This window comes from Arthrobacter sp. UYCu723, from assembly GCF_054059215.1.
In genome coordinates, this window is the sequence record NZ_JBSSBW010000001.1 from 3,485,699 (window position 1) to 3,501,387 (window position 15,689).

Below are 15,689 nucleotides of genomic sequence, written 5' to 3' on the forward strand. Positions count from 1 at the left end.
GGCCGACTTCCACATACGAGGACGTATGTGGTGGATTTTAGGAAGGTAGTTCTGTGAGCCAGACGTCAGATTCTTGTCTTGATACGTGGATGGGCCGCGAGGCGCTCGCCGAGGCCATGATCCCGGTGATTGGCCGGCTGTACCGCGAGAACAACGTGGTGACGAGCATCCATGGTCGGAGCCTGATCAACAAGTCCACCATGAATATCCTCAAGGCGCACCGCTTCGCCCGCCGGATGAGCAAGGAAGAACTCCGCCTCGAGGAGACCGCCCCGCTGCTGGACGCCCTGACGAAGCTTGATCTCGGCGCGGCGGCTATCGACATCGCCCGCCTCACCGAGAAGTACCGTGCCGAGGGCGATGGCGTCAGCTTGGATGAGTTCCTGCGCGAGGAACTCGCCGAGGTCGTCGGGAAGCGCGGCGGCGACGACCGCACCAGCACCGACGTCGTCCTCTACGGATTCGGCCGCATCGGCCGGCTCCTGGCCCGCCTCCTGATCGAAAAGGCAGGCGGCGGGCACGGCCTGCGTCTGCGCGCGATCGTGGTCCGCCGCGGTTCGGACAACGACCTGGCCAAGCGCGCCAGCCTGCTGCGCCGAGACTCCGTCCACGGCTCTTTCGAAGGCACCATCAAGGTGGACCTCGAGAACGACACCATCACGGCCAACGGCGTCCAGATCCAGGTCATTTACTCGGACAACCCCGCCACGGTGGACTACACCGCCTACGGCATCCATGACGCACTCATCGTCGACAACACGGGACGCTGGCGCGACGCGGAGGGCCTGTCCCAGCACCTGCAGAGCAAAGGCGCCTCCCGCGTGCTCCTCACCGCTCCGGGCAAGGGCGAGCTGAAGAACATCGTGCACGGCATCAACCAGGGCACCATCACCGACTCGGACAGGATCGTCTCGGCCGCTTCCTGCACCACCAACGCCATCACCCCGGTCCTGAAGGCGATCAACGACCGTTACGGCGTGGTGCACGGCCACGTGGAAACTGTCCACTCCTTCACCAACGACCAGAACCTGATCGACAACTTCCACAAGGGCGACCGCCGCGGACGCTCGGCCGCGCTGAACATGGTCATCACCGAAACCGGTGCCGCCAAGGCCGTTGCGAAGGCCCTGCCCGAACTGCTCGGCAAGCTCACGGGCAGCTCCATCCGCGTCCCCACCCCGGACGTGTCCCTGGCCATCCTCAACCTGAGCCTGGAAAACGGCACCACCAAGGATGAGGTCAACGACTACCTGCGGGAAATGTCGCTGCATTCGGGGCTGCGCAAGCAGCTCGACTACATCGATTCTCCTGAGGTTGTCTCCACGGACTTCGTCGGTTCCCGCCGGGCAGGCATCGTCGACGGACTGGCCACCATCTCCAACGACAAGAACCTCGTCGTCTACGTCTGGTACGACAACGAGTTCGGCTACAGCTGCCAGGTTGTCCGCGTCATGGAGGAAATGGCCGGTGTGAACCCGCCGTCGTTCCCCGCCAAGGATGCGGCTTCGATCCTTGCCGCCGCCGGTCTGCCTGCCGGCGTCTGACGCCGGCGGCTTCGCTGCACGCCCCTGACCGGGACTTATTGTTCCTTTCCCGGCCGATGCTCTGGAATCGGCCGGGAAAGGGAACCACAATGGAGCCATGGAACAGAACTCGGCTGTGGAGCACGAAACCACCCTGGAACGCGCGCTGGATATCGCCCGCCGGAACGTCAAGGAAGCAAAGCGTCTCCTTGATGATGCCCTCGCCAAGCACAATGCCGGCGAGATCGACGACGCAAGGGTCAAGCAGCTCGAGGAGCTGATGGACCTGGCCAACGAGGACCTCGTGCGGGTGATGAAGGAGAACTAGCAGGGCACTTGTCCTCCACATTGTGGAGAACGCCCTGAGCGTCGGGGGTCTGCCCTAGGATTCTGGGGTGCAGCAAGAACGAACCGCTCCGGAGCTCAATGACCGCGCCGGGTCATGACGGTCACCTGGGCGGATTTCCGCCGGGCGCGACGCCGGTCCCGCCAGGCCTGGGCCCTGCTGGCCGCCGTGGCTATCGTTCTGGCCGGTGGATTGGGCTGGTTCTTCACCAGCGGACAGTTCGCCGCCATGGAGCCGCCGGCCGCCGGACCCAGCGAGGCGCCGGTCCTGGCGAAGGGCTGGATGACGGCCGTGCACTCCGTGCACCCTGTTCCGCCGGGCGCTGCGGCTGCTGCGCTGGACACGCTGCCGGTCAAGGGCCGGGCGGCGAGCGGCAACTACGACCGCGCCGCCTTCGGCCAGGCCTGGCTGGACGTGGACCGCAACGGCTGCGACACCCGCAACGACATCCTCCGCCGCGACCTGCCGGACGCTCAATTCACCGAAGCCTCCCGCTGCCGGGTGGCCGCCGGGACATTGCAGGAACCGTACACCGGACAGCTCATCGCCTTCCGCAGGGGCGCCGAGAGCAGCAAGGCCGTGCAGATCGACCATGTCGTGGCACTTGGCGACGCCTGGCAGAAAGGCGCGCAACAGCTGACGGCCCAGCAGCGCGAGCACCTCGCGAATGATCCGCTGAACCTCATCGCCGTGGACGGCCAGGCGAACCAGGACAAGAGTGCGTCCGACGCCGCCACCTGGCTGCCCCCGAACAAGGCCATCCGCTGCCATTACGTCGCCCGGCAGATTTCGGTCAAGGCGGCCTACCGGCTGTGGGTCACGCCGGCGGAGAAGGAGGCGATGAAACGGATCCTCACGTCGTGCCCTGAGCAACAGACGATCGTTCCTCGCCGGGTCCGCTGAGGGGCCGGGAAGCGGGGTTGACGGTACTCAATTGACTTGCTCAGTAGACTGCAGCATGGACATTGTGAGATACGTTACGCCGTTGCTTGGCACCTGGCAGGGAGAAAACCGCTCCCGGATCATGCCGACGGACGACTACTAGGACTCGGCGGCCACCGCCACAGTGAGGGTGACCGCGGCGCACTTCGCGAGCGCCGCCTACACCTGGTCAGACGGTGAGAGCCCACAGGAAGGTCTGCTGCTCCTGGCCGGCGGACCGTCCGACGCGGAGCCGGCCACCGCCGTGTGGGTGGACTCCTGGCACACGGGCCGGGCACTGATGCAGTTCTCCGGGACCGTGGGCGGGGACGGTGTCCTCCGGCTCAACGGCTCCTACGCGGCGCCGACCGGCCCGGACTGGGGCTGGCAGATCCACATCCACCCGGGGGAGGGCCGGGGCGGACGCCTCACCATGCACAACGTCGTCCCAGGTGAGGACCCCTATCAGGTGGTGGAGCTGGTACTCGAACGGTAGGGTACCGGCATGGACATCATCCTCGTACCCGGATTCTGGTTGGACGCCTCGTCGTGGGAGGAGGTCACCCCGCCGCTCACCGCGGCCGGGCACAAGGTCTACCCGCTGACGCTGCCGGGCCTGGAGTCGGCCGATGCGCCGCGCGCCGGCATCGGCCTGCGCACCCACATCGACGCCGTCGTGGCGAAGATCGATTCCTTCGATGCACCTGTGGTCCTTGTGGGCCACTCCGGCGGCGGCGCCATCATCCACGGCGCCGTCGATGCCCGCCCGCACCGGGTGGCCCGGGCAATCTACGTGGACAGCGGCCCGCTCGCCGACGGCGGTCTCATCAATGACGAGCTGCCGGCCGACGGCGACGGAATTCCGCTGCCGCCGTGGGAGCTGTTCGACGACGACGACCTTGTCGACCTGACCGACGAGCTGCGGGCCATGTTCCGCGCCCGCGCCATCCCGCAGCCTCGCGGCGTAGCCCAGGACCGGCAGCAGCTCAGGGATGAACACCGCTTCGAGGTTCCGGCCACCGTCATCGCCTGCGAATTTCCGTCCTCCCTGCTGTCGGAAATGATCGCCGGGGGCCACCCGTACGTGGCTGAACTCGGGAGGATCCGCGACGTCGAATACGTGGATCTGCCCACGGGACACTGGCCCCAGTTCACCCGGCCGGCGGAGCTCGGCGCCGCGATTCTTGCCGCCGTCGACCGCTCGTCGTGAAGGGGTTCAGACCCACGGAGCTGCAGGGCCGCGCTAGCTGGCCGGCCGTCGTCGGCTCTCAGTGCCCGAACGGGTCCGGATCCACGCCAGGCATCCAGATCAGCCCGGGGACGCCCCAGCCGCTTTTCTTGGCCTGCTTCATGGCCTTGCGGGCGTAGCGGTCGATCAGCCGGTTGACATACAGCTTGCCGTCGAGGTGGTCGTACTCGTGCTGGATCAGCCGGGCGAACCAGCCTGTTGCCTCGAAGTCGACCGGTCTGCCGTCGCCGTCGAAGCCCTGCACCCGGGCCCACTCGGCGCGCTTCAGCGGGTACTGCCCGCCGGGAAAGGACAGGCAGCCCTCTTCTTCCTCGTCAGGGTCCGGCAGTGCGCCGGAGATCTTGGAGAGGGTCAGCACCGGGTTGACCACGACGCCGGATGGCGGCGCGCCGTCGTCGTTCTCGAACCTGTACACGAAGAGCCGCTTGCCCACCCCGACCTGGGGCGCAGCCAGACCGACGCCGTTGGCGGCGTCGTTGGTCTCGAACATGTCCGCGATCAGGGTGCGGAGTTCGTCGTCGAAGGCGGCGACTTCCGCGGCCCGGCGGTGCAGCACGGGCTCGCCCCAGATCGTGATTGGCAGAACGGTCATCTCAGGTGTTTTCCTCTAATGCTTGCTGGCTGGTCGCTTCCGGAACGTCAGCCGGCGATGGTGCGGCCGACGACGTCGCGCATGATTTCGTTGGTGCCGCCGAAAATGGTCAGCAGCCGGGCGGCGAGGTAGGCCTGGGCCACGGGGTATTCCAGGATGTAGCCGTACCCGCCGTGCAGCTGGAGGCAGCGGTCCGTGATGGACTTGGCGCGCTCGGAGGCCCACAGCTTTGCGCGGGCGGCGGAAGCTGCGTCGAGTTCTCCGGCGTTGAAGGCAAGGATCGCCTGGTCGACGTAGGCTTCGGTGACCTCGACCTCGGTGAGGATATCGGCGAGCTCGAAGCGGCTGTTCTGGAAGTCGATGATCCGCTCACCGAAGGCGTTGCGTTCCTTCGTGTAGCGGACGGTCGCCTCGTACATGGCGCGGACGACGGCGGAGCTGGCGGTGGCGATGGCGAGCCGGCCCTGGGGGAGCTGTTCGGCGGCGTACTGCAGGCCCTTGCCTTCCTCACCCACGAGATCCGCGTGCGGGACCCGGACGTTGTCGAAGAACAGTTCCGCGGTATCCGAGGCCTTGAGGCCCATCTTGTCCAGCTGCTTGCCGGTGTTGTAGCCCTCGCCCTTCTGGACCATGAACAGGGAGAACGAGTCGCGGTTTCCCCGTCCGGTGCCGCCGTCGGTCCGGGCCAGGACCAGGGACGCGTCGCCGGAAATGCCGTTGCCGATGAAGGTCTTCTGGCCGCTGATCAGCCAGTCGCCGCCGTCGCGCACGGCCTTGGTGCGGATGCCGCGCAGGTCCGAGCCGGCGCCGGGTTCGGTCCAGGCGATGGAGGTGATGATCTCGCCGGACACCATGCCGGGCAGCCACCGGCCCTTGAGATCATCGGAACCATAGGCCAGTAGATGGGGGAGGACCATGTCGTCGTGCAGGTGGAAGGCCAGGCCCACGGCGAGGTGGTTGCTCTTGGCGAATTCCTCGTCGAGTACAGCCCGGTAGCGGTAGTCGTCCATGCCCAGGCCGCCGAATTCCTCCGGGACCGCGAGGCCCAGCAGGCCCTGCTCGCCGGCCGCAGTCCACAGCTCCCGGGACATCATGTGGTCCTTGTCCCACTGGGCGTAGTGCGGGGCGACCGCGCGCGCGTTGAATTCGGCGGCCATTTCCCGGAACATCTCGTGGTCTTCTTCAAAGAGCTTGCGCCTCATTGCGGGTCCTTCCGTTGACAGATCCTGGGATGCCACTGCACAGGCAAACAACTGCACAGACGACAAAGGCCGCACCGGTTATCCGGTGCGGCCTTTGTCTAAGGTCGGACAATTCTGCCGTCCTTCATGAGGGTGAGCGACGGGGGTTGAACCCGCGACCTCCTGGACCACAACCAGGCGCTCTGCCAACTGAGCTACGCCCACCATGTGCCCGGCCATGCCCTCCGGCGAACCGGCTGGCTGAAAAGGCAACGACAAATAGCTTACCTGCTGTTCGGGGCTGCTTTCGCCATTTTTGGGGTTTTCGGCAAAATTTTCCGTCAAACGTGGCGCAGATTACTCCGGGGCTACTCCGCGGCGGCTGATTCTGCCGTTCCCATGACCTTCCTGGCGATCCGCTGCGCGGTGGCGCTGTCCGGTCCGGGGGCGGGAACAAAGACGGCCTCGCGGTAGTAGCGCAGCTCGTCGATGGAATCCTGGATGTCCCCGAGGGCGCGGTGGCCGCCAAGCTTGGCGGGGGACTGGAAGTAGGACCGCGCATACCAGCGCCGGGACAGCTCCTTGATGGTGCTTACGTCGATGACCCGGTAATGCAGGTGTTCCACCAGCTCCGGCATGTCCCGGACCAGGAAGACGCGGTCGGTTCCCACCGAGTTGCCGCCCAGCGGCGCCTTCTTGGGGTCCGGCACCCACTGCTTGATGTAGTCCAGCACCATGGCCTGGGCTTCGGCCATCGTCTTGCCGTGCGGCAGCTCCTCCAGCAGCCCGGAGCGGGTATGCATGTCGCGCACGAAGTCGCTCATCTGGGCAAGCGCGGCGTCGTCCGGCTTGATGACGACGTCGACGCCGTCCCCCAGGATGTTGAGCTCGGAGTCGGTCACCAGGGCGGCCACCTCGATGAGGGCATCGTTCCTGGTGTCCAGGCCGGTCATTTCGCAGTCGATCCAGACGATGCGTTCGTTAGTTATAGGCACGCGCCCAGCCTACCGTTTCGTCGCCGTAGAGCCGTCCGGTGCTAGGATTTCGGGTACGCGGCCGTCGAATTTTTTCGTCATCGCGGCGTGCCCCGGGCCATTTCAAACGGCCGGCTGCGGGCGGATTTCAGCCCCACAAGAGATTGGACGATCCTGAGATGACGGCGCCTGTACCTGCGGCGGGGAAAACGGCCGCCGGTACGTCCCGCACCGCCCAAACGGCAGCTGTTGCCGACGTGGACAACGCCCGTTCCCCCCTCCTGGCCGGATTCGTCGGATCAGTGTTCATGGCGATCGGTTCGCTCGGCGTCGGCTGGCTCGCGCCGGCCTCCGAACTCCGCAGGGTTCTGCTGTTCATCTGGCTGCGGACGGAGTCAGTCGGCGTCGCCCTGAGCATCGTCCTCCTTGCCATCGGCGGGATGCTGCTGGTCCGGGCCTGGCTGCGGCTGGGCCAGCGGGTGCGCGTCTGGGGGGCGGATGCCCGCACGGCGACGCTGCAGGCAGTGGTGGCCTGGGGGCTTCCCCTGATGTTCTCCGTGCCGCTCTTCAGCCGGGACGTGTACGCCTACATCGGCCAGGGCCGCCTGATGGTGGAGGGCTTCAACCCCTACGAAAACGGCATCTCGGCGCTGTCCAACTACTTCCAGCTCGGTGCCGACAGGATGTGGACCGAGGCGCCCGTCCCGTACGGCCAGCTTTTCCTCTGGATCGAGCAGTTCGTCGTCTGGTCCACGAACGTGCACCCGGAAGCCAGCATCATGCTGTTCCGGCTCGCGGCGCTGGTCGGGATCGTGCTCTGCATCATCTACGTGCCCAAGCTCGCGGAACTTCATGGCGTCAACCCGCACCGTGCGCTGTGGTTGACCGCCGCCAACCCGCTGTTCCTCACCAACTTCATCGCCAGCGTCCACAACGACGCCCTGATGATCGGCCTGGCCCTCGCAGGCCTCTACTACTGCGCCACCCGACGGGTCATCTTCGGACTGGTCCTCGTGACGCTGTCCATCTCGGTCAAGCCGATCACCATCGTCTTCCTGCCGTTCATCGGCCTGCTGTGGGCGGGTAAGAACGCCAGCTGGCCGCGGAAGGTCGTCTTCTGGGGACTCACGGCCGGGATCAGCCTGGCGCTGCTCTACGCCATGAGCCTGGTCAACGGCTTCGGCTTCGGCTGGATCAACGGACTGTCCGCGCCGGGCAGCATCTGGATCTGGTACGCCCCGATCGGCCTGCTCGGCCTCGTCGTCGCCTCCATCTTCAACGCTGTCGGGCTCGATGGCTGGGGGCTGGCCAAGTGGGTGTACGACGCCGGCAAACTGCTTGCGCTCGGGATCGTCGCCTGGCAGATCTTCCGCGGGGACCACGACCGCCTGATGCGCCGGCTCACGCTGGCGTTCGCCGCCGTCGTCGTCCTGGCCCCGATGATCCAGTCCTGGTATGTCGTCTGGCTCATTCCGCTGTTTGCCGTCACCGGCATCCGGGATGACTGGCAGGTCAAGGCACTGTACTTCATCGTGTCCTTCTTCATGGTGTACGCGATCTCGGACCAGCTGGAAGTCTTCCCGTACCTGCAGACCGCTGACCTGGGACTGGCCCTCGCACTGGCACGCAACGCCGCGGCCATCATCGCGCTGCTCTTTGCCCTGTACCTGATCTTCCTGGACCCGAAGACCAAGATGCTGTTCAGCAAGCAGGAGGAACCTGTCACCACCCGGCCCGTCATCTAATCCGCCGGCAACTTACCTCAGGGCAGGTTCCGGAGGGCTTCCTTGCGCGAGAGTGCGCTGAGCTTCTGCCCGTGCCGCTCAACGAACGTTCGGACCCAGTCCGGTTCCGTTCCGGAGTAGTCGCGCAGCGCCCAGCCGATCGCCTTCCGGATGAAGAATTCCCGGTCTACCAGGTTCGCCTCGATGACGTCCCGGAGCAGGGCGGCGTCGGTCGCGGCTTTCGCGCCCAGCTGCGCCGTGATCGACGCCCGCCGGATCCAGAAGTCCTCGTCCGTACTCCAGCGGCGGAGCACCGGGGTGAGGTCTTCCCGGTGTGCCTGCAGCAGGGCGCACAGCCGGTGGGAAACCCCGTCCACGAGATCCCACCACGCCCCGCTGCGGATGATTTCCTCGTACACCGGCAACATGCTGAGCTCGCCGGCGGCCAGCCTGAGCCCGGTCAGGTCGATGGCGGCATACCGTTCCTCACGCCAGCTCGCGCCGCGCCACAGTTCCAGCACCGTCGATTTCAGCTCCCCAAGGGGGCCGGGCGGCAGCTCCGCGGCGGCGGCCTTGACGATCCGGCGGACTTCCGGCACCCGCACGCCGAGGGAAGGCATCTCCGATTTCATGTAGGCCTGCGGCCCGGCGGCCCGGACGGGATCGGCGGCGGCCCGCAGCCGGGAGCGGATGGCGTCGGTCAGTTCAGCGTTGGCCATGAGCCCACTTTAGCCACGGCCACCGTGGCTCTCGAGTTCCCGGTGGCTCTAGAGTTGAAGCCATGTCGATGATCAAGAGTCCCGCCGAGATTGCCCTGATGCGCGAAGCCGGCCGGGTGGTGGCGAACACGCTGGCGACGGTCCGGGAAGCTGCCGCCGTCGGAGTGTCCCTGAAGGAACTGGATTCGGTGGCCGCGGCGACGATCGCCGGTGCCGGAGCGACCCCGGCGTTCCTGAACTACAAGCCGCGCTGGGCCTCCGTGCCGTTTCCCGGTGTGATCTGCACGAGCGTCAATGATGCCGTGGTGCACGGCATTCCCAACGATTACCGGCTGCAGGACGGCGACCTGCTCAGCGTCGACTGCGGCGCCTTCCTCGAGGGCTGGTGCGGGGACGCGGCCGTCAGTTTCATCGTGGGCGCGGCCGATCCGGTGGACCAGGCCCTGATCGATGCCACGGACGCCGCCCTGGCGCGGGGCATTGACGCCGCCCGGACCGGGAACAAGATGGGGGACCTGGGCTACGCGATCGGCGGGGCGTCACGCCGCGCAGGCTACGGGCTGCTCGCCGACCACGGCGGCCACGGGATCGGCAAGACCATGCACGCCGAACCGCACGTTCCCAACGACGGCAGGCCGGGCCGGGGCATCAAGCTGACCGAGGGGCTGGTCATCGCGATCGAGCCGATGCTGATCCTGGGCGGCCAGGACGACTACTTCCACGACGACGACGAGTGGACCCTCCGCTCGGCGAACGGCCGCCGCGCCGCCCACAGCGAGCACACCGTGGCGATCACGGCGGACGGACCGGTCATCCTGACCCTGCCGTAGGGTTTGCCGACGGCCCAGGGCACCGCGCCTGGCCGCCAGCCCGTCGGAGTGGCGGCCGCACGGCGATGCCTCAGCGGCGTCCCTTGGGCCTGACGCGCCGGCGGTGGGCGGCGAGCCGGAGCTGGATGATGCGGGCGGCGCCGGCAATGGCGACAAGCACGCCCCCGCCGACCGCCGCGATGAACAGGGCGACGCCGAGCGCTACAGCTCCCTGCAGGCCAAAGAACCTCACCTGGACATAGTCCTGGTTCTGCAGGATGAACGCGATCAGCAGGATCAGCACCACCAGGGCGCTGGCGACGGCGGCCCAGACCATTCCCGCGCGGGTGACCTGGCGGGGTTCTGTTCCGCCGGCACGGCGCGCCGGTGCTGCCCTGTCCGCGCTGTCAGTCCTGTCTGCCCTGGCCGTCCTGCCTGCCCTGGCCGGGCGCGGCGTTCCGACGGTGGCCGGCGACCGGTCCGGGACCATCGGGGCGCCGTCGGCCGGAGGCTGCGTAGGGTGGCCATCCTCGGGGTATCCGGAGGCGCCGGCGGTTTCAGGCTGCCGGGCCGTCGCTGGTTCATTGGGGTCGAATCCCCGGGGTGTCTCGGTCATGGCGGCCTTACCTTTCACGAGTCTTCCCGCCTGGCGGGAAGAGCGGCTCGACACCGATGCGGCGTCGGTTGTGACAAGGTGCCCGGGCTCCTCCGGCCCCTGCCGCACCCTCGCGCGCCTCCGGATCAGGCGGACTGCACGATCCCAATGATGTTGCCTTCGCTGTCTTTGAAGAATGCCGCTTGCCGGCCATCAACCTCGGCAACCCCGTCGACGGTTTTGAACCCAGGACGGTCGTATTCCTCGAACACGAGCCCGTTGCCCCGGAGCGCCGCCATCTCCGCGGTCAGGTCGGACACCTGGAATCCCATCTGCGTGTGCCCGCCGCGGTCCGGGTTGGGGGTGGCGTACAGGACGAAGCCGGACCCGCCGGCAGCCTCATAACGGAATCCGCCGCTGGTTTCCTCGACTGGCTTTAATCCCAGCTTCTCCTGATACCACTGTTTCGCCCGTTCCAGATCCAGCGCTGGCAAGGTCGTATGGACCAAGGATTCACCCAACATTTTTCGCCTCCATAGTGGAAGGAACTCGGCCGATCGGCCTATGGCGCATTTTAGTCTCGGGCGGCCTGCACCGGTAGCGAATCTTGCAGCTGTTGGCACCCGTGATGCCACGGTATAACGTCGCAGCCAAGGGATGTCTGGCGGAAGAGGCGCGGCCGTGACCATCGTGGACAACGCCGTGTACGTGGACGGTTACCGGACTGCGGACCCGGAGGGTTTGGACGAGACGTTCTTCGTCTTACGGCAGCGCCAGGGAATGGCCTGGATCGGGCTCTACCGGCCGGATGCGGAGGAACTCCGTTCGGTCGCCGATGAATTCGACCTCAGCCATCTGGCTGTGGAGGATGCGCTCGCCGGTCACCAGCGGGCGAAGCTGGAACACTACGGCGAGACCCTCTTCCTGGTGCTGCGGCCGGCGCGTTACCTCGACGACGTGGAGAAGGTTGAGTTCGGCGAGATCCATGTCTTTACCGGTCTGGACTTTGTTGTCACGGTCCGCCGTGCCGAAGCACCGGACCTCGCGCGGGTGCGCCGGCGGATGGAATCCGAACCGGAGTTCCTGGCCCTCGGGCCGCACGCTGTGCTTTACGCGATTCTGGACCAGGTGGTCGATGAGTACGAGCCGGTTGCTGCCGGCTTGGAGAACGACGTCGATGAAATCGAAGACGACCTCTTCGCAGCAGACCCGGGCGTGTCGCGCCGGATCTACGAACTCTCGCGCCAAGTCATCATGTTCCAGCGCGCGACGGCCCCTCTGACAGGGATCCTGCAGTCATTGATGGTGGAGTCATCGGACCATCATCCGGACCCGGAGCTGCAGGACCACTTCCGGGACGTCCTGGACCACGTCCTGCGGCTGAGTGAACGGATCACGGCCTTCCGGGCACTGCTTCAGAATGCGCTCGCCGTCAACGCGGCCCTGGTGGCGCAGCGGCAGAATGACGAAATGCGATTGCTGACCGAGTCCAGCTACGCCCAGAACGAGCAGGTCAAGCGGATTTCCTCGTGGGCGGCGATCCTGTTCGCTCCGACGCTGATCGGCACCATCTACGGAATGAACTTCCGCGCCATGCCCGAACTCGACTGGGTTTTCGGCTACCCGATGGCGCTGGGACTCATGGTGGCGATGGGCCTGGTGCTGTTTTGGACGTTCAAGCACAACAAGTGGATCTAGTGTCGCGGCCCTGACCTGTGCGGAAAAAATCCGGCAGGCCAGAGCCGCGCTCTGGTGCCCCAGGAGGGAATCGAACCCCCGACCGGCGGATTAGAAGGCCGCTGCTCTATCCCCTGAGCTACTGGGGCACTGTCGGCGCCGTCCGGCTGCTGCCGGGGGCGCCTCAAAAAGTTTACAGTGCCCTGCCCCGGAAGGTGGTCAAGTCCACCGGGCGGCTTGTCCAGCGTGGCCCGACTCGTCCCCAACAACCTCGACGGGCGCTGGTTTTCCACATAGCGTCTGTGCGGCCTCCCCGCAGCGCGTTCGCTGTCCGAAGCTGAAGTTGCCTGCTAGGGCACGACAATTCGAGACAGGACATGAGAATGAGTGACAACATCACGGTCCGTGGCTTCGTTGCCTCGGAGATCAGAAGTTCGACCACGCCTGGCGGCGTGGCCACAGCGTCATTCCGGCTGGGTTCCACCGAGCGGCGCTACGACCGCGCCTCCAACGCATGGATCGACGGGAACACGAATTGGTTTACGGTCCAGGGGTACCGGCAGTTGGCGGGGAACATCGGCTGCAGCATCAAGAAGGGCCAGCGCGTCGTCGTTGTGGGGCGGCTGAAGATGCGGAGTTGGGAAAAAGATGGGCGGATCTACCATGTGGCGGAAATCGACGCCGAATCCGTCGGCCATGACCTCATGTGGGGATCCGCGAACTTCACCCGCATGGCCGGGGCCGGTGGCCAAGCCGCCGCCGCCCCAGTCGCAGCGTCCGCGGTCGATGACGAGAGCCACAACCAGCATCTGCCGGAGGACGGCGCGGACGATCACGGGGCTGATGAAGGGGCTGACTCCCACACCATGTTCATTGACAACGCGAGCGGCGAGGCGGAGGAGGTGGACGAGGAGACCGGCGAACTGAAAGCGGCCGCAGCCTGATCCCGGGCCGCATGGCAGAATTGCCGGGTGATGTGGGCCAGCGTGAACATGCGGGAGACGGCGCCCAGGGGAGGGATGCCGATTTTCCCTGACGGACGCTTGGGACGCATCCCCGGGGTACTGGCTCGCGGCATCTCTCGGAATTTTCGCGCTGTGCCTTCTGTCAGCGGCGGGCTGCTCGGCGGGCAAGGGCGCAGGCACGAGCAGTGCCACGCCGCCCGCGGCCGGGGCGGCCTCCGCGCCGGAGGTGCCGGCCCCGGTGGGCGGCGCGCCGGCGTCCGCCCCAAACCCCAGCGCTGGGTCAATGGCCGGGTCCATGTCCCCGGCCACGCCGGCTGCGAAGACCAGGCTGGACGCGGCCCTGCGACAGGTTGCCGGCGGCGGAAAACCCGGCACGAAACAACTCCGAGACGCGGTGACTGCGGCGGGCTTCCCTGCCGGGGACATTCAAGTCACCGCAATCCGCACGCCCACGGGTCTCGACGCCGACGCGGTCGAAATCGCGGTGAGGGAAGGCGATGACTGCATCGTCGGCCAGGTCCGGAACGGCACAGTCAACGTCACCGTCCTTCCCGTACTGGCGGACGGACGGTGCCTTGTCGGCGCGGGCGTACCCGGAATGTGAGATATCCGAGCCGAGCCACTAGATTTGTAGGCATGGCGGAATTTATCTACACAATGACCAAGGCCCGTAAGGCTGTTGGCGAAAAACTTATCCTCGACGACGTCAGCATGTCCTTCTTCCCTGGGGCAAAAATTGGCGTCGTTGGCCCGAATGGTGCCGGTAAATCCACCATTCTCAAGATCATGGCGGGCCTGGACACTCCCTCCAACGGAGAAGCCCGGCTCAGCCCCGGTTACACGGTCGGCATCCTGCTGCAGGAGCCGCCGCTGAACGAAGACAAGACCGTTCTTGGCAACGTCCAGGAAGGCGTGGGCGAGATTTACGGGAAGATCCAGCGTTTCAACGCGATCTCCGAGGAAATGGCCAGCCCGGACGCTGACTACGATGCCCTCCTCGAGGAAATGGGCCAGCTGCAGGAGGCGATCGATGCCGCCGATGCCTGGGACCTCGATTCCCAGCTCGAGCAGGCAATGGACGCCCTCCGCTGCCCGCCGGCCGATGCGGATGTCACGCTGCTCTCCGGTGGTGAGCGCCGCCGCGTCGCCCTCTGCAAGCTCCTGCTCCAGAAGCCGGACCTGCTGCTGCTCGACGAGCCCACTAACCACCTGGACGCCGAAAGCGTGCTGTGGCTTGAGCAGCACCTCTCCAGCTACGCCGGCGCAGTCCTGGCCGTCACCCACGACCGGTATTTCCTTGACCACGTCGCCGAATGGATCGCCGAAGTGGACCGCGGCCACCTCTACCCGTACGAGGGCAACTACTCCACCTACCTGGAGAAGAAGCGCGCCCGCCTGGAAGTCCAGGGCAAGAAGGACGCCAAGCAGGCCAAGCGACTCACCGAGGAACTCGAATGGGTCCGCTCCAACGCCAAGGGCCGCCAGACCAAGTCCAAGGCGCGTTTGGCCCGCTACGAGGAGATGGCTGCCGAGGCGGACCGGACCCGCAAGCTCGACTTCGAAGAGATCCAGATCCCGCCGGGACCGCGCCTGGGCGGTCTCGTGCTGGAGGCGAAGAACCTGCAGAAGGGCTTCGAGGACCGCACTCTGATCGACGGATTGTCCTTCACGCTGCCCCGCAACGGCATCGTGGGCGTCATCGGCCCCAACGGCGTCGGCAAGACCACCCTCTTCAAGACCATCGTCGGGCTGGAGCCCCTCGACGGCGGCGAGCTGAAGATCGGTGACTCCGTCAAGATCTCTTACGCCGACCAGAGCCGCGGCGGCATCGACCCGAACAAGACGCTGTGGGAGGTAGTCTCCGACGGTCTCGACTACATCCAGGTCGGCCACGTCGAAATGCCGTCCCGCGCCTACGTGGCCGCTTTCGGCTTCAAGGGCCCGGACCAGCAGAAGAAGGCCGGGGTGCTTTCCGGTGGTGAGCGCAACCGACTGAACCTGGCACTGACCCTCAAACAGGGTGGCAACCTGCTGCTTCTCGATGAGCCGACCAACGACCTCGACGTCGAGACGCTCAGCAGCCTCGAAAACGCCCTGCTCGAATTCCCGGGCTGCGCCGTCGTGGTCTCGCACGACCGCTGGTTCCTGGACCGGGTTGCCACCCACATCCTCTCCTACGAAGGCGACGAGGAGAACCCCTCCAAGTGGTACTGGTTCGAGGGCAACTTCGAGTCCTACGAGGAGAACAAGGTCGAGCGCCTCGGCCCGGATGCCGCCAAGCCGCACCGCGTGACGCACCGCCGCCTCACCCGCGACTAAGCGCCGCGGCAGTACGCAGAAAGGCCGGCTCCCCGGGGGAGCCGGCCTTTCGTGTATCCCTGGGTCCCAGGGTCCCAGGGTCCCAGGGGAGCAGT

At 66.3% G+C, this 15,689-nt stretch carries 17 protein-coding genes and 2 tRNA genes; 11 read left to right on the forward strand and 8 right to left on the reverse strand.

Annotation, left to right across the window (positions count from 1 at the left end):
• Window positions 1–53: 53 nt before the first annotated feature.
• The 5 genes from ACVWZ8_RS16320 to ACVWZ8_RS16340 all read left to right on the forward strand — a co-directional run bounded on the left by ACVWZ8_RS16320 (window position 54) and on the right by ACVWZ8_RS16340 (window position 4,000).
• Window positions 54–1,544: a glyceraldehyde-3-phosphate dehydrogenase gene (locus tag ACVWZ8_RS16320; protein ID WP_456505194.1), complete on the forward strand. Its 1,491-nt coding sequence runs from the start codon at window positions 54–56 to the stop codon at window positions 1,542–1,544.
• 97 nt (window positions 1,545–1,641) lie between these two features.
• Window positions 1,642–1,851, forward strand: coding sequence for a hypothetical protein (locus ACVWZ8_RS16325; RefSeq protein WP_426978333.1), 210 nt, complete (start codon window positions 1,642–1,644; stop codon window positions 1,849–1,851).
• A gap of 114 nt (window positions 1,852–1,965) precedes the next feature.
• Window positions 1,966–2,772, forward strand: coding sequence for an HNH endonuclease family protein (locus ACVWZ8_RS16330; protein ID WP_426978332.1), 807 nt, complete (start codon window positions 1,966–1,968; stop codon window positions 2,770–2,772).
• Window positions 2,773–2,941: 169 nt separating this feature from the next.
• Complete coding sequence (locus ACVWZ8_RS16335) at window positions 2,942–3,286, forward strand: DUF1579 family protein (protein WP_426978331.1); 345 nt, start codon at window positions 2,942–2,944, stop codon at window positions 3,284–3,286.
• Between the two features lie 9 nt (window positions 3,287–3,295).
• The gene (locus ACVWZ8_RS16340; protein WP_426978330.1) at window positions 3,296–4,000 is read left to right on the forward strand and encodes an alpha/beta fold hydrolase; all 705 of its coding nucleotides are present in this window, start codon (window positions 3,296–3,298) and stop codon (window positions 3,998–4,000) included.
• A 58-nt stretch (window positions 4,001–4,058) separates the two neighbouring features.
• Here ACVWZ8_RS16340 and def read toward each other — a convergent pair whose 3' ends face one another.
• The 4 genes from def to orn all read right to left on the reverse strand — a co-directional run bounded on the left by def (window position 4,059) and on the right by orn (window position 6,807).
• Window positions 4,059–4,631, reverse strand: coding sequence for a peptide deformylase (gene def / locus ACVWZ8_RS16345; protein WP_456505195.1), 573 nt, complete (start codon window positions 4,629–4,631; stop codon window positions 4,059–4,061).
• 47 nt (window positions 4,632–4,678) lie between these two features.
• The gene (locus ACVWZ8_RS16350; RefSeq protein ID WP_426978327.1) at window positions 4,679–5,833 is read right to left on the reverse strand and encodes an acyl-CoA dehydrogenase family protein; all 1,155 of its coding nucleotides are present in this window, start codon (window positions 5,831–5,833) and stop codon (window positions 4,679–4,681) included.
• Window positions 5,834–5,964: 131 nt separating this feature from the next.
• Window positions 5,965–6,037: transfer RNA gene (locus tag ACVWZ8_RS16355), tRNA-His, on the reverse strand.
• Between the two features lie 143 nt (window positions 6,038–6,180).
• Window positions 6,181–6,807 carry an oligoribonuclease gene (gene orn / locus ACVWZ8_RS16360; RefSeq protein ID WP_456505196.1) on the reverse strand — a complete coding sequence of 209 codons (627 nt, stop codon included), beginning with the start codon at window positions 6,805–6,807 and terminating at the stop codon, window positions 6,181–6,183.
• A gap of 158 nt (window positions 6,808–6,965) precedes the next feature.
• On the opposite strand from orn, the gene mptB reads away from it, so the two are divergent.
• Complete coding sequence (mptB, locus tag ACVWZ8_RS16365) at window positions 6,966–8,531, forward strand: polyprenol phosphomannose-dependent alpha 1,6 mannosyltransferase MptB (protein WP_456505197.1); 1,566 nt, start codon at window positions 6,966–6,968, stop codon at window positions 8,529–8,531.
• A 17-nt stretch (window positions 8,532–8,548) separates the two neighbouring features.
• Here mptB and ACVWZ8_RS16370 read toward each other — a convergent pair whose 3' ends face one another.
• Window positions 8,549–9,229 (reverse strand): DNA alkylation repair protein, encoded by a 681-nt coding sequence (locus tag ACVWZ8_RS16370; RefSeq protein ID WP_456505198.1) that lies wholly within the window; start codon window positions 9,227–9,229, stop codon window positions 8,549–8,551.
• A gap of 62 nt (window positions 9,230–9,291) precedes the next feature.
• Between ACVWZ8_RS16370 and map the strand changes: the two genes are divergently transcribed.
• Window positions 9,292–10,059, forward strand: a complete 768-nt coding sequence (gene map, locus ACVWZ8_RS16375) for a type I methionyl aminopeptidase (protein ID WP_426978324.1) — start codon at window positions 9,292–9,294, stop codon at window positions 10,057–10,059.
• Between the two features lie 70 nt (window positions 10,060–10,129).
• Here the strand turns inward: map and ACVWZ8_RS16380 are convergent, their stop codons facing one another.
• Window positions 10,130–10,654, reverse strand: coding sequence for a LapA family protein (locus tag ACVWZ8_RS16380; RefSeq protein ID WP_426978323.1), 525 nt, complete (start codon window positions 10,652–10,654; stop codon window positions 10,130–10,132).
• Window positions 10,655–10,779: 125 nt separating this feature from the next.
• The gene (locus tag ACVWZ8_RS16385; protein ID WP_426978321.1) at window positions 10,780–11,157 is read right to left on the reverse strand and encodes a VOC family protein; all 378 of its coding nucleotides are present in this window, start codon (window positions 11,155–11,157) and stop codon (window positions 10,780–10,782) included.
• A gap of 157 nt (window positions 11,158–11,314) precedes the next feature.
• On the opposite strand from ACVWZ8_RS16385, the gene ACVWZ8_RS16390 reads away from it, so the two are divergent.
• Complete coding sequence (locus ACVWZ8_RS16390) at window positions 11,315–12,331, forward strand: magnesium and cobalt transport protein CorA (RefSeq protein WP_426978320.1); 1,017 nt, start codon at window positions 11,315–11,317, stop codon at window positions 12,329–12,331.
• A gap of 52 nt (window positions 12,332–12,383) precedes the next feature.
• On the opposite strand, the gene ACVWZ8_RS16395 is transcribed toward ACVWZ8_RS16390, so the two are convergent.
• Window positions 12,384–12,459, reverse strand: a tRNA-Arg gene (locus ACVWZ8_RS16395).
• A gap of 234 nt (window positions 12,460–12,693) precedes the next feature.
• Between ACVWZ8_RS16395 and ACVWZ8_RS16400 the strand changes: the two genes are divergently transcribed.
• From ACVWZ8_RS16400 to ettA, 3 genes are all read left to right on the forward strand, one after another.
• Window positions 12,694–13,254 (forward strand): single-stranded DNA-binding protein, encoded by a 561-nt coding sequence (locus ACVWZ8_RS16400; protein WP_456505199.1) that lies wholly within the window; start codon window positions 12,694–12,696, stop codon window positions 13,252–13,254.
• Window positions 13,255–13,558: 304 nt separating this feature from the next.
• Window positions 13,559–13,879, forward strand: coding sequence for a DUF6993 domain-containing protein (locus ACVWZ8_RS16405; protein ID WP_456505200.1), 321 nt, complete (start codon window positions 13,559–13,561; stop codon window positions 13,877–13,879).
• A gap of 32 nt (window positions 13,880–13,911) precedes the next feature.
• Window positions 13,912–15,594, forward strand: coding sequence for an energy-dependent translational throttle protein EttA (gene ettA / locus ACVWZ8_RS16410; protein ID WP_426978316.1), 1,683 nt, complete (start codon window positions 13,912–13,914; stop codon window positions 15,592–15,594).
• Window positions 15,595–15,689 lie beyond the last annotated feature (95 nt).